The organism is Paenibacillus pseudetheri (genome assembly GCF_924513355.1).
GTDB classification, from domain to species: domain Bacteria; phylum Bacillota; class Bacilli; order Paenibacillales; family Paenibacillaceae; genus Paenibacillus_AQ; species Paenibacillus_AQ pseudetheri.
In genome coordinates, this window is record NZ_CAKMAB010000028.1 from 35397 (window position 1) to 49162 (window position 13766).

The following is a 13766-nucleotide window of genomic DNA, read 5'->3' on the forward strand; positions in this document are numbered from 1 at the left end:
CATATTGGGATTGAGATCTAAGATGGATGTAATGTTATAGAATGTGCTATAATTTTATATTAGGTTAAAACATCAATAAGCTACATTTTAGATAGAGGACGTGAAAACAGCATGACTAAGGGGAACCATAACTCACCGGACTTAAAATCCGGCAAGGGTTCGAAAGATTATTCGAAATATTTTGATTTTAGCGATGCGAAGGTAATTAGTGAAGAAGAAGGTAAGATTACTTATCGGATTAAAGGAAGAAACGTTCAAATTAATAGCCAGCCTGATTATAAAGAAGGAAAACGGCGTGGCAAGGAAGAAATAGAAGTGCATTATGATTTCGAGATTCCTGAAGAGATGCAGAATTTCGGAGTAGACAAATATTATCATATAACGACTTATGGCTGCCAAATGAATGAGCATGACACGGAAACGATGAAAGGCCTGTTAGAACAGATGGGCTACAAAAGCGTCGATGATCGGAATCATGCGGATCTCATACTGCTTAACACTTGTGCGATTCGCGAGAATGCCGAGGATAAGGTGTTTGGAGAGCTTGGTCACCTTAAGAACTTGAAGATTGAGAAGCCAGGTCTTTTGCTGGGCGTGTGTGGCTGCATGTCGCAGGAGGAAGGCGTAGTTAATCGAATTATGTCTAAGCATGGATTCGTGGATATGATCTTCGGTACGCATAATATTCACCGTCTGCCACACCTCATTAAAGAAGCTGTATTCAGTAAAGAGCTTGTGGTGGAGGTATGGTCTAAAGAGGGCGATATTATTGAGAACTTACCGAAAAAACGCGAAGGCATGCGGGCTTGGGTAAACATTATGTATGGCTGTGATAAGTTCTGTACGTACTGTATCGTACCGTTTACACGAGGAAAAGAACGCAGTCGCCGTCCGGAGGATGTCATTGCTGAAGTAAGAGAGCTCGCGCGTCAAGGATTCAAGGAAGTGACTTTGCTGGGGCAGAACGTAAACGCATACGGTAAGGATTTTACAGACATCGATTACACCTTTGGTGACCTAATGGATGATATGCGTTTAATTGATATTCCGCGCATCCGCTTTATGACATCGCATCCACGTGATTTTGATGATAAATTGGTTGAAGTGCTCGGCAAAGGCGGCAACCTGGTGGAGCATATCCATCTACCGGTTCAATCGGGAAGTACTGCCGTACTTAAGAAAATGAGTCGCAAATATACTCGTGAAGCTTATCTGGAGTTAGTTCGCAAGATCAAGATAAGTGTACCTAATGCGGTATTAAGTACCGATATTATCGTTGGCTTCCCTGGTGAGACGGATGAGCAATTCGAAGACACTCTTTCGCTAGTGCGCGAGGTTGGGTATGATATGGCATATACGTTCATTTATTCACCTCGTGAAGGTACCCCTGCTGCTGCTATGGAAGACAATGTACCTATGTCAGTGAAGAGCGAACGTCTGCAAAGACTCAATGATCTCATTAAAGAGAATAGTCGGATTATTAATGACCGTATGCTAGGTGAAGTCGTCGAGGTACTGGTAGAAGGCGAGAGTAAGAATAACTCGGAAGTCCTTTCTGGCCGTTCCCGTGCGAACAAGCTGGTCCATTTTGAAGGTTCGAAGGAGCTTATTGGCACATTTGTAAAAGTGAGAATTACAGATACCAAAACATGGTACATCAAAGGGGACATTGTGGCAGAAGCTGCTGCTGTTCATTAATCATCACATACGAATGGGGAGATGGCTTGTGAGTACAGAGGAACAACGTTTGAATAAATATGGAATGAAGACTTATAATACCCGTGACTTGATCGTACGCGAGGATATTATGGGTAAAGCTAAAGAACTAGCTACATTGATCTCGACAAGTGAAGAAGTAAAGCATTTTCAACAGGCTGAGCAAAAAATCCTGAACCACGAGCGTGTACAAGGCCTGATTGCAACGATTAAGAAAAAGCAGAAGGAAATTGTCGCCTTCGAAAGCTTTAATAATAAAGATATGGTAGCAAAGATCGAGCGTGAAATTGAAGTGTTGCAGGATGAAATTGACGGCATTCCAGTCGTGAACGAATTTCAGCAGAGCCAGAGTGACATCAATTATCTACTCCAGCTTGTCATTTCCGTGATTAGAGATACCGTTTCGGAAAAAATAAATGTGGAAGCCGGCACCGAAGCGCCTCCAACCACATGCGGATAACCCACACTCAGTTTGGGGGGCGGATGCAGATCCGCCCCTTTAAGTTTCACACTATACATAATCTAATCTTTCTAGGTCCAGTTGTTGATTTTAGAAGTTAAGGTTTGGTACATTTAAAGATACGAATTAGTAAAATTATAGCTTCGGAAAAGGATGGGGCAAATATGAGCGAAAATGGGGAACAAACCTATAACGCCAAAAAATATCGTACACCGGACGGAGTTCCGGCCGACATCGTAATGTTTACACTGACCAAACGCGAACGTAAGACGGTCACCAAGACGCTTCCCTTACGTGAGCTTAAGGTAATGTTAATTAGAAGAAAGAAATGGCCGTGTGCTGGAATGTGGGCTCTCCCAGGCGGATTCTGTCAGGAGGATGAGTCCATTTATGCTGCGGCTACACGTGAACTCAAAGAAGAGACTGGTGTAGATGGTGGTCATTTGGAATATCTGGGCGTTTACAGTACACCAGGCCGCGACCCTCGCGGATGGATTATCAGTCATGCATTTTTTGCCCTTGTAGAAGAATGGATGTTGGAGCAAAGACAAGCTTCGGATGATGCTGGTGAGGTAGGTTTATTTACATTGCAGGAAGCACTTGAAGAGCTGGAGCTCGCTTTTGACCACCATGATATCATCAAGGATGCATACTTGCGTATTCAACAACAAATGCTTCAGACTACGATCGCAAGACAGTTTTTACCTAGGCATTTTACCCTTAGTGAGCTCTATCAAGTCATTCAAACGGTAGTGCCGGAATTTAAGGAACCGAATTTTATTCGTAAAATCACTTCAACACGTAGCCGTCAGGGTATATTAAAAGAGGTGAGAGACGAAGAGGGGAATGCGCTTAGTTCAAATCAATATTCCCAGCGTCCCGCTCAGCTCTATATGTTCACAGATCATGAGCCTTTGTTATCCATCTACACGTAGTGGTTAAATCAGGAGAGGGGATTAATCTCATGAGAGCACTAATAGTGATCGACTTTACGAATGATTTTGTTAACGGAAATCTGCCGGTTGGTCAGCCAGCCGTAGATATCGAGCCTAGAATGAGCCAATTAACGTCGGAGTTTGTCCAAAATGGCGATTATGTCGTTATGGCCGTTGATTTGCATGAAGAGAATGACCCTTACCATCCGGAGAGCAAACTATTTCCTCCTCATAATGTACGCGGGAGTGAAGGACGAGAGTTGTTCGGAAGTTTGAAGTCTGTCTATGAGCACAACCGTGATTCCATCTATTGGATGGACAAAACACGTTATAGCGCCTTTAGTGGAACTGATCTGGAAATTAAGCTGCGGGAGCGTGGCATTACTGAACTCCATTTAATTGGGGTCTGCACAGATATTTGTGTATTGCACACAGCAGTGGATGCATATAACAAAGGGTTTGCAATTATTGTGCACGAAGATGCAGTTGCCAGCTTTAATCCAAATGGACATACTTGGGCGTTAGAACATTTCAGGGGTAGTTTAGGCGCAGATGTTGTTAAGGCATAATACTAGAACAGAACATACACATATAGCAGCGTAGATATTAGGAGATGAGGACTTGAGAAGAGAACTTGCGCTACATACGGATAAATATCAGATCAATATGATGTATGCTCACTGGGTGAATGGAACTCATAAACGGAAGGCTGTATTTGAGGCTTATTTCCGTAAGCTGCCTTTCGGCAACGGCTATGCTGTGTTTGCAGGGTTAGAGCGTATTGTTGGTTATATCGGCGGTTTGCGGTTTACCGAAGATGATATCCGTTATTTGTCGGAGCAAGAAGAGAACTATGCTCCAGCTTTTTTGGAGGAACTGTTGCAGTTTCATTTTCAGGGAACCGTTCATTCGATGAAAGAAGGCGCATTGATTTTTCCAGATGAGCCATTAATCCGCGTGGAAGGAACCATTATGGAGGCTCAGCTGGTGGAGACAGCCATTCTGAACTTCATGAACTACCAGACGTTGATCGCTACTAAGGCTTCACGAATTAAGCAGGTGGCTCCGAATGACATCTTGCTGGAGTTCGGTACCCGGCGTGCGCAAGAAGCTGATGCAGCGGTGTGGGGGGCTAGAGCGGCCTATATTGGCGGCTTTGATGCTACTTCCAACATGCTGGCAGGCAAAATGTTTAGTATTCCGACCAAGGGAACACATGCACATTCCTGGGTACAGAGCTTTGGCAGCGAGCAGGAGGCTTTTGATGCCTATGCTAAGGTGATGCCGGACGAAGTTACGCTATTGGTCGACACCTTCGATACACTTCGTAGTGGGGTGCCTAATGCAATCCATACAGCCAAGAAGCTTGAGGCGCAAGGTAAAAAAATGGTCGGTATCCGTTTGGATAGCGGTGACTTGGCCTATCTATCCCGTCAAGCGCGTAAGATGTTAGATGATGCTGGCCTGGATTATGTGAAGATAGTCGCTTCCAACGATTTGGATGAGAACACGATTATGGATTTGAAGCTGCAAGGTGCAGCAATTGATACTTGGGGGGTGGGTACCCAACTGATCACCGCCTCGGACCAACCTTCTTTGGGTGGTGTCTATAAGCTGGTGGAAATTGAGTCTGCTACTGGAGAAATGATCCCGACGATCAAGATTTCCTCCAACCCTGAGAAAGTATCCACGCCTGGCAAGAAGGACGTATTCCGGATTATTGGTAAAAATGGCAAAGCGCTTGCGGATTATATCTGCTTCCCAGAAGAGGAAGCTCCCCGTAATGGTGCGCGGTTGAAGCTGTTTAATCCGCTGCATCCATACATGCATAAGTATGTTGAGCGTTACGAGGCACTACCTATGCTAGTGCCGATATACGTTAACGGATTCCAAGTGTATACTTTGCCGGATTTGAATGAAGTCCGCCGTTATCATCGGGAGCAAAAGGACCTATTCTGGCCGGAGTATCAACGTAAGCTGAATCCCGAAGTATACCGGTTGAATTTGAGTGAAAAGGTCTGGACTAGCAAGCAGCAGTTAATCGCTGAGCATATACGACCGGATATAGAGTAGATTTTGCAGGATTAATTCTGTCAACAGTGTTAACGCGGGAGAGTGATGTACCCGCGTTTTTTTGTTTTTTCGGAAGTAAATAAGGAGGAGAACTTAATGGAAAAGGGGCAGCATGCTTTTGCGTCGAACAGGAACTTTAAGCCGGGCGAAATCATTACTTTCGGCACGTATTCACAATCGAAGGATGGTAAAGAGCTGCCGATTGAATGGCGTGTTCTCCATAACTCAGGTAGCGAACTGTTTGTTTTGAGCGAGTACATTTTGGAATGCAAGAGGTATCACGGCAAGAGCGCAGATATTAAATGGCGTGATTGCGTGGATATTACGTGGCACGACTGTGATTTGCGCGAGTGGCTAAACGATGAATTCTATAACAGCGCATTCAATGCTGCCGAGAAGGAATTAATAAAGACGACCCGTTGCTCAGATAACGGAGAGGGTACGCCAGATACGGAGGACAACGTTTTTTTGCTTAGCGTTGATGAGATAAAGGCATTCTCAGAGATACATGGCAAAGAACTACGGCGTGCGTTTGGCACGGAATTTGCTAAATCGAAAAAGCACGATGGATGCAACTTATACGTATATGATAAAACGGATAAAGATAACTATAAAATCAAAGACGGCGAAGAAGTTGGCTGCTCTTGGTGGTGGCTGCGAACACAGGGAAACAAACCTTCGCGTGCGTTTTTTGTCGGACCGAGTTACAGTATTCGCAGCTATGCGAATGTCAGTGTAGCCCGTGACGGCGTCCGTCCCGCTATGGTAATTAATCTCCATGATAAAGACAATCGGTTTTGAGTGGCAATAATTAAAAAGAGGCGTGTCCCTCTCTTCGCTAATGTGAAGAACAAGGGATACACCTCTTTTTGATAAATCGGTCCAAGCTAGAACCTCTAATTCTTTTTCTTGAATTTTACGAACGACCAAATCGTAAGCATCAACAGAACTGCTAGGCATGTTCCTATACTGATACGATTCTGAACATCGAAGAGAAAAGAAACCGCGATAACAGTTAAACAAACAAGTGTAACAACGGTTATATAAGGGAATCCCCATACCTTAAAGGTTGGTTCTTTCGGATAAGATTTTCTCAGTTTAAGTTGTGACATACAAATGCTGATCCATACGAGAATAACCACAAAGCCTGGAACAGCCATTAGCAAACGGAACAATCCATCCTGGGCGAAGTACGCTAACAAGGAACCAATAACAAGAACAACGGCACAGAGCTTCAGACTGTTGATAGGTACACCTTTTACAGAGGTTTTTGCCAAGCTGCGTGGTGCTTCGCCCTGTGACGCCATAGAGTGCAGCATCCGAGTGGCGCCATAAATACCAGAATTGGCAGCAGAGAGCACCGCTGTAATCAGAATAAAGTTCATGATGTGATCGGCACCCTTAAGTCCTGTTGCGGCTAATACCTGAACAAACGGGCTTGTATGCTCATTCAGTTGATTCCAGGGTATTAACCCACAGATGATTAGGATCGGCAAGGTATAGAACAGAATAACGCGCAGAATGAAGCTTTTGACGACCTTAGGTAAGACCTTCTCTGCATCCTGAGTCTCCGTCAAGGTTAGCCCAATCAACTCTGACCCACCGTATGAGAACATGACGACAAGAAGCGCAGAGAAAATGGGGGCCCAGCCTCTCGGGAGAAATCCACCATAGTCTGTAAAGTTGTGTAAGTAAGGCGTAGCCTCAGACATAGGCAACAGTCCAAAAATTAATGAGCTTCCTAAGATAATGAAGATGATGATCATTGCGATCTTGATCCCGGCTAACCAAAACTCCGTTTCTCCATAACCACCTACACTCATCATGTTGATGCCGATAATTAAAGCGCCACTTGCAAGACTGAGTAGCCATAAAGGAACATCCGGTAACCAGTATTGCAAGAAGCTGCCTGCTGCCAGCACTTCAATCACACAAACGGTCAACCACATGAAGCAATATAACCAGCCCACAATAAAGGAAAGTCGTTCTCCAAAAGCCTCACGTATGAAGTCCTTCATATTCCTATTCGGGTACACCGTAGCCATTTCGGCTATTGCCCCCATGACCACTAAGAGTAGCAGGCCTGCTAATACATAAGTAAGAATAACCGCAGGTCCGGCAATGCTTATGGTCTCAGAACTTCCTTTAAATATCCCCGTACCGATTACTCCGCCCATCGCCATAAAGCTGATATGCCGAGGAAGCAATTTCTTCTGTAATGATGCTTCGTTTGACTTCACAATTAATGCCTCCTAAGCTGTCTTCGAAAAATTACACCAAGCATCAGTTTATCCTGAAACGGACTAGTTGAAAAGTAAAAATAACACACATTTTTTGAATGAGGCATTACTTTTCACTGGAGTGTGATATTTATCATGCAGAATGTGATGAATTTAACATCTTAATTTTTAATTTTATTGCTAAATAAGAGTAGCTAAATAATCTTAGGTAACACATGGAAAATGCAAGATTTGTCACTTCGCGACTTGCTAAATGAAGTTACAATCTTTGAAAAAGTCATAAGGATATTATACTGATGACATTCTGAAAGGGGCTATGTCGGTGGTACAGTTACCAAAAGTGAACGAACTCGGATTTTTTGAGATTCGTCTGGAATCAATTGGAGGGCTAGGCGCGAACTTAGCGGGTAAAATGCTTGCAGAAGCAGGCGTTGTCGGTGCTGGAATGAATGGAGTGAGCTTTTCATCCTATGGTTCTGAGAAAAAGGGATCAGCGGTAAAAGCGCATATCCGTTTTTGTGACTTGAACACGCATATTCGTGACACTTCACCAGTAGAACGACCTCATGTCGTAGGAATATTCCATGAAGCGTTGGCAAAGACCGTCAACGTGACTAGCGGAATTTATGATCATAGCACGGTACTAGTGAACTCAGCTAAGTCGCCGGAGGAATTAAAGTCCTCCCTGAATATGATGGCAGGAACTATAGCTGTTGTTGATGCTACATCGATCGCTTTAGATGAAAAGAACCGTGTAAACATGGCAATGTTAGGCGCATTGTTCCGGATGTGTGATTTCTTGGATCCTGAAATTATGAAGGGCGTTATCGAGAAATCACTTGGCAAAAAATATCCGCAGGCTGTTCAGTCCGCACTAACTACTTTCGAACGTGGATTTAATGAAGTTACCTTCATGCATTTCCCATTACCAGAAGGGGCGATTATGCCTGAGTTCGTTCGGTCCGATATTTCGGCCTTAGGTTATGAAACTCAGCCTATTGGTGGTACCATTACGAATCCTGGCAGCAGCTTTTTAAAGAATCTAAGCATTTCAAGATCCGGTTTATTGCCTCATTTCAAATTAGAAGATTGTATTCATTGTGCGCAGTGCGATACGGTATGTCCTGATTTATGTTTTGTTTGGGAGGAACAGCCTGATAAGAAGGGACGACCGCAAATGTTCCTGCAAGGGATTGATTATCAATACTGCAAAGGCTGTTTGAAATGCGTAGAAGCATGTCCTACAACGGCTTTGTCTGGCGAACGCGAGGAAGAGGGCTATGCTGAGAGCCATACGGTCCGGCATATTTTTGATCTTGTTACTGAGGCTTAATTAACGGAGGAAAGGTGGAACACACGTGGCTATTGATTATGACAAAGAAGTAAGCTCTACGAAGGTTGAGCAGAAATTCCTATATGAGTCAGGCAATGAAATGGCGGCTTATGCTGCCCATCAGATAAATTATCATGTCATGGGTTATTTTCCGATCTCCCCATCGACAGAAGTCGCTCAATTTCTTGATACCATGAAAGCGAACGGTCAGCATGACATTATGCTTATTCCATCAGATGGCGAACACAGTTCTGCAGGAATCTGTTATGGAGCTTCGACGGCTGGCGGACGTGTATTTAATGCTACCAGTGCCCAAGGTTATATGTTCATGCTAGAGCAATTGCCGGTACAAGCTGGTACACGGATGCCTATGGTAATGAATTTGATCTGCCGCTCGATTTCCGGTCCGCTTAATATTCACGGTGATCATTCTGATTTGTATTTTGCACTAAACACGGGTTGGCCGATTCTGATGTGCCGTGATCCACAATCCGTTTATGATATGAACCTGATGGCACTTAAGCTTGCTGAGCACGCCAAAGTGCGTCTTCCAGTTATGGTAGCATCAGATGGGTATTTTACTTCTCATCAGAAGCGCCGTGTACAGGCATTTACTCACCGTGAGGATGTTCATGAATTCGTCGGAGCACAACCTCCGGTAGGCTTTACGGACACCCTGGATCGTAATAATCCGGTTACCGTAGGTCCTTACATGAATGAACCTGACTATATCAACAACCGCTATCAGCAGTCAGTAGCGATGTATAATGCGGGTGAAGTCTTCGAGGAAATCGCTAAAGAATTCGCTGAACTGACCGGACGCCACTATCCAATGATCGAAGAGTATCGGATGGAAGATGCGGAAGTAGCCGTATTCTTGATGAACTCTGCGTCAGAGATCATTAAAGATGTTGTAGATCAGCTTCGTTTGCAAGGGATCAAAGCAGGTGCAATTTCGCCGAATATGATTCGGCCTTTTCCACAGAAGCAAATGGCTGAAGCGCTGAAGAATGTTAAGGCAATCACTGTAGGCGACCGTGCGGATTCGGTTGGTGGTCACGGCGGTAATATGGTAAATGAGATCAAGGCAGCCTTATTCACCTATGGTAACACTACTACAAAGGTAATTAGCCGTATTTACGGGTTGGGCGGTAAGGACTTCTACGCAGAAGATGGTCATGCATTCTTCCAATTGGCATTAGAGGCCGTTGCTGCAGACCGTGTTGAGGTTCCGTTTGACTACTATGGTCACAATCCAGGTGCACCGGACAAAGCGCCACAGCGTCTATTGAAGCCGATGGACTTTGATTCGCTGAAGACAGGATTAATTACGGTTAAACAGGATGAAGCAACAGGGAAATTAAGTGTGCGGATACCCCCACTGCGCAGCTTGACGAAGAAACCTAAACGGCTTGCACCAGGTCATGGCGCTTGTCCAGGCTGTGGGATTTTCTCAGGACTGGAGACGTTCTTCAAAGGCATCGAAGGGGATATCGTAGCGCTTTATCACACGGGTTGTGCGATGGTAACAACTACGGGATATCCATATTCTTCTCATAAATCTACGTTTATTCATAATCTGTTCCAAAATGGTGCAGCTACCTTATCTGGTGTCGTAGAAATGTTCTGGGAACGCAAACGCCGTGGTGAATTGGACGGACTTGGGCTTCAAGACGACTTTACATTTGTAATGGTAACTGGTGATGGCGGTATGGACATCGGAATGGGACCTGCGATTGGGGCCGCACTACGCGGTCACAAAATGATTATCGTAGAGTACGATAACGAAGGTTACATGAACACAGGTGCTCAGCAGTCCTATTCCACACCACTGGGTCACCGTACATCTACATCCAGCATTGGTAAGAATCAGCAAGGTAAAGTTACACAGCATAAGGATACTGCGCAAATCATGGCAGCTACTAACATTCCATATGTCTTCACAGGTTCCGAAGCTTATCCGCAGGATCTTGTGAAGAAAGCGGCAAAAGCACAATGGTACGCTCAGAACGAAGGACTTGTGTATGGTAAAATCCTGATCGCATGCCCGCTGAACTGGATGTCTGAAGATAAAGAAGGTACCAACATCGTCTCGCTGGCTGTTGAATCTTGCTTCTTCCCTCTTTATGAAGTGGAGCACGGTTCTACGAATATTACGTACAATCCAGAGGACAAAGGCAAACGCGTTGAGCTTTCTGCTTGGTTGAAGACAATGGGCAAAACCCGTCATTTACTGAAGCCTGAGAATGAGCCAGCTTTACGGAGCTTCGAAACAGAAGTAGAGCGTCGTTGGAATCGTCTGAAAGCAAAACATGAGCATCCTGATTTGTAAAATATAAATGATAAAAAACCCGGCAGATTTCTCTGTCGGGTGTTTTGTATATAATGAAAGAAGGGAGGACTGATACTATTGAGCTGAATTTTGTGGATCTGTTTTTTTGTTTCATTACTGTTGTCTTATTTGGATCAGCGAAAGATATTAAAGTTAAAAGACCGGGAGATCATAATTGCAGCTTTTTCACTTTGTGAATTATATGTCGATTTATTAGGGTTACTGATTCCTGTGGGTTTTATCATGGGATTGATTTATATGAATAAAATCTCCGAACGATCTATGAGTTTGACCGCCTAAAAGCAAGGACTCCGATGATACCCAGATTCTGAGTTTACAAAGATAAAGAGCACCGACTCACAACCTAGAATGGAATTTTTTTCATAGTCCCTCGATATGATTTGATTTCTTCCCGCAAGCTCATGTATTCGCAGGATTTCGTTCATGTGGTGTTGAGGGATTCTAATTTGCATTTCATCCAAAAGCTATCTATACAAAGTCAAAAGGTTGTATCATGTTTATATGGAGTTTTAGAATAAAGGATAGAAAATGAGAGGTGTATCATTTTTGTATAGAGTGGCTATTTGCGATGATGAGGAAAAACAAAGAGAGCTTGTCAAAAGTATCCTGATTACTTTGTCGATAAAGACTAATATAGATTTTGAAATTGAATTATTCGGCTCGGGAGAGCAATTGGTATCCCATTATGAACGCTCTGAAACTCCATTCCATATTTTAATTTTGGATATTGAAATGGGGGGGATAAACGGGATTCAAACAGCCCGAAAAATAAGAGAGTTAAATAACCTAGATGAACAAATTATTTTTCTGACAAGCTATCCTGAATATATGGTGGAAAGTTTTGATGTCATGACATTTCAGTATTTGATAAAACCCATTGCTCCTTCGATCTTGGAGGAGAAAATGATCAAGATATACCAATACTTTCAAGCACTTGATAAAAAGTTTATGGTTATCAAGTCAACCTATGAAGAAATCGTTTTAAAATATGATGACCTCATTAGTATTCAAGCTGCCAAAAGCTTAACTATAAAAAGCAAACTACATTTTATAACCACTAATCAAACCTATGAAAGCAAAGGCATCATTTCAGATTATGCTTTGGCCTTAAAAGGCTGTAATTTCTTGCAAATCCATCGTTCTATTATTATTAATCTGCTTCATGTGAAGAAATTTTCTAGCGGAGTTGTTCTAATGTCCAATGGGTTGGAATTACCTATAGGTCGTTCTAAAATTAATGAAGTTAAAGATACTTACACCAAATTTATGATTATGAAGGTCGATTGATATGATTCAAAATAATTTTCCTATTGTCTTTAGCATTGTACTTGTGATGGGTGTTCAAATTAATTTTTTCTTCAACTCGGTGTTTGATAAATCAGCTAAAAAACATAACCGATTCATTTATTTCATTATGTTTGGGTTGCTTGATTACCTGTATCTGGTTATTCCCATCTCTCCTATTTTATCTTTGATTCTACCTTTGCTCATGATATTTAGTTTTGCACAATCTTATCAAGTAAAAATTAAAGACAAGATCATTTTTTCTATGTTTTACGGTGTTTTAATATCTCTCGTTAATTTTATATCCCTTTATATTTTTTATACCCTATATTCAATTGAGTTTAGCTTTGACTCTGTAAATGAATATGATCAAATAGCCTACACAAAAGCTATTGTACTCAGTTGCATGATCATGTTTGCTATCATTCAGATCATACGACTACTTGCAAAACGTAGAAGTTACTCTTTGCATTATCGTTACTACATATTTTTTTCGGTTATTCCTATTGTAAGTATAAACCAACTGAATATTCTAACTTATAAGGACGCCTATTCTTTCATATCCGTCATTGTATTACTATTCTTAAATGTTATGATTTTCTATGTTTTTGATAATATCATTGATAAATTTCAATTCATGCATGAGAATGCTCAGCTGCAACAGCAGATGGACCATCAGGATGCGAATTACGAAAAAGTCGTTCACAGCTTTAAATCCATTAAAAGAATCATTCATGATACGAACCAACAGTTTTTATATATTGAAGAGTGTATTGAGCGAAACGAGTTAGCAGCAGCAAGGGAACATATTAAGACTACATTAAATAAAGTTGAAGGGGCTTATCAACGGGTAAACACAGGTAATCTAGTTATAGATGCCCTTGTCACAAATACACTTAATATTGGACAAGCCAATGGCATAAGAATAGATACAAAGCTTAGCTTATGTTCGCAAAAAGTCCATATTGACCGTTATGACTTATGTGTTGTCATTGGAAATATGCTAGATAACGCAATAGAGGCTTCTAAAAAGTTGAAGATCGCAGAAGATAGGTACATTCTTATAAAAATACATTCTACCGAGTCTACCCTTCTCATTCACATCATGAATCATATGGAGAATGAAGTTGCCCATTTAAACAGCCAAAAATCAAACCCGGAATTTCATGGTATTGGATTAACGAACATAGCTAGAATCTGCGACAAGTATGGTGGTCATATGACCATTGAAACGAAACATAAAATATTTAATAATATGGCACTAATACCATTATATACCGATAATCCTTAGACAACCTGTTGTTTAGGGATTATTTTTTGCGTTTCAGGGCGATTTTCATTCTAGCAGCGTTCTTCCTTGTATGATGATTTC

11 protein-coding genes are annotated in these 13766 nt (G+C 42.3%); 10 read left to right on the forward strand and 1 reads right to left on the reverse strand.

All coding sequences use genetic code 11. The features are described from left to right. Positions 1 to 111: 111 nt before the first annotated feature. The 6 genes from miaB (at position 112) to L1028_RS21235 (ending at position 5985) form a co-directional block, all read left to right on the forward strand. Positions 112 to 1698 (forward strand): tRNA (N6-isopentenyl adenosine(37)-C2)-methylthiotransferase MiaB, encoded by a 1587-nt coding sequence (gene miaB / locus L1028_RS21210; RefSeq protein ID WP_234539313.1) that lies wholly within the window; start codon positions 112 to 114, stop codon positions 1696 to 1698. A gap of 13 nt (positions 1699 to 1711) precedes the next feature. Beyond that, positions 1712 to 2176: a YlbF/YmcA family competence regulator gene (locus tag L1028_RS21215; RefSeq protein WP_423803072.1), complete on the forward strand. Its 465-nt coding sequence runs from the start codon at positions 1712 to 1714 to the stop codon at positions 2174 to 2176. A 164-nt stretch (positions 2177 to 2340) separates the two neighbouring features. After that, on the forward strand, positions 2341 to 3111 hold the full coding sequence (locus tag L1028_RS21220; RefSeq protein ID WP_042128449.1) for an NUDIX domain-containing protein: 771 nt from the start codon (positions 2341 to 2343) through the stop codon (positions 3109 to 3111). Between the two features lie 29 nt (positions 3112 to 3140). Beyond that, positions 3141 to 3680, forward strand: coding sequence for a cysteine hydrolase family protein (locus L1028_RS21225; RefSeq protein ID WP_234539315.1), 540 nt, complete (start codon positions 3141 to 3143; stop codon positions 3678 to 3680). Between the two features lie 52 nt (positions 3681 to 3732). Further along, positions 3733 to 5184 (forward strand): nicotinate phosphoribosyltransferase, encoded by a 1452-nt coding sequence (locus tag L1028_RS21230; protein ID WP_279306894.1) that lies wholly within the window; start codon positions 3733 to 3735, stop codon positions 5182 to 5184. A 96-nt stretch (positions 5185 to 5280) separates the two neighbouring features. Beyond that, positions 5281 to 5985, forward strand: coding sequence for a DUF6273 domain-containing protein (locus L1028_RS21235; RefSeq protein ID WP_234539319.1), 705 nt, complete (start codon positions 5281 to 5283; stop codon positions 5983 to 5985). 95 nt (positions 5986 to 6080) lie between these two features. On the opposite strand, the gene L1028_RS21240 is transcribed toward L1028_RS21235, so the two are convergent. Next, on the reverse strand, positions 6081 to 7424 hold the full coding sequence (locus tag L1028_RS21240; RefSeq protein WP_234539323.1) for an amino acid permease: 1344 nt from the start codon (positions 7422 to 7424) through the stop codon (positions 6081 to 6083). A 322-nt stretch (positions 7425 to 7746) separates the two neighbouring features. Between L1028_RS21240 and L1028_RS21245 the strand changes: the two genes are divergently transcribed. The 4 genes from L1028_RS21245 (at position 7747) to L1028_RS21260 (ending at position 13685) form a co-directional block, all read left to right on the forward strand. Further along, positions 7747 to 8757, forward strand: a complete 1011-nt coding sequence (locus L1028_RS21245; RefSeq protein WP_234539326.1) for a 2-oxoacid:acceptor oxidoreductase family protein — start codon at positions 7747 to 7749, stop codon at positions 8755 to 8757. Positions 8758 to 8782: 25 nt separating this feature from the next. After that, a complete protein-coding gene (locus L1028_RS21250; protein ID WP_234539328.1) occupies positions 8783 to 11089 on the forward strand; it encodes a thiamine pyrophosphate-dependent enzyme in 2307 nt (768 codons plus the stop codon). A gap of 567 nt (positions 11090 to 11656) precedes the next feature. Further along, complete coding sequence (locus tag L1028_RS21255) at positions 11657 to 12397, forward strand: LytR/AlgR family response regulator transcription factor (protein ID WP_234539400.1); 741 nt, start codon at positions 11657 to 11659, stop codon at positions 12395 to 12397. A 1-nt stretch (position 12398) separates the two neighbouring features. Beyond that, positions 12399 to 13685, forward strand: a complete 1287-nt coding sequence (locus L1028_RS21260; protein WP_234539331.1) for an ATP-binding protein — start codon at positions 12399 to 12401, stop codon at positions 13683 to 13685. Positions 13686 to 13766 lie beyond the last annotated feature (81 nt).

Coding starts and splice junctions, on each gene's coding strand:
- L1028_RS21260 (WP_234539331.1), top strand. CDS start 12,399: ATGATTCAAAATAATTTTCCTATTGTCTTTAGCATTGTACTTGTGATG.
- miaB (WP_234539313.1), top strand. CDS start 112: ATGACTAAGGGGAACCATAACTCACCGGACTTAAAATCCGGCAAGGGT.
- L1028_RS21225 (WP_234539315.1), top strand. CDS start 3,141: ATGAGAGCACTAATAGTGATCGACTTTACGAATGATTTTGTTAACGGA.
- L1028_RS21215 (WP_423803072.1), top strand. CDS start 1,712: ATGGGGAGATGGCTTGTGAGTACAGAGGAACAACGTTTGAATAAATAT.
- L1028_RS21235 (WP_234539319.1), top strand. CDS start 5,281: ATGGAAAAGGGGCAGCATGCTTTTGCGTCGAACAGGAACTTTAAGCCG.
- L1028_RS21220 (WP_042128449.1), top strand. CDS start 2,341: ATGAGCGAAAATGGGGAACAAACCTATAACGCCAAAAAATATCGTACA.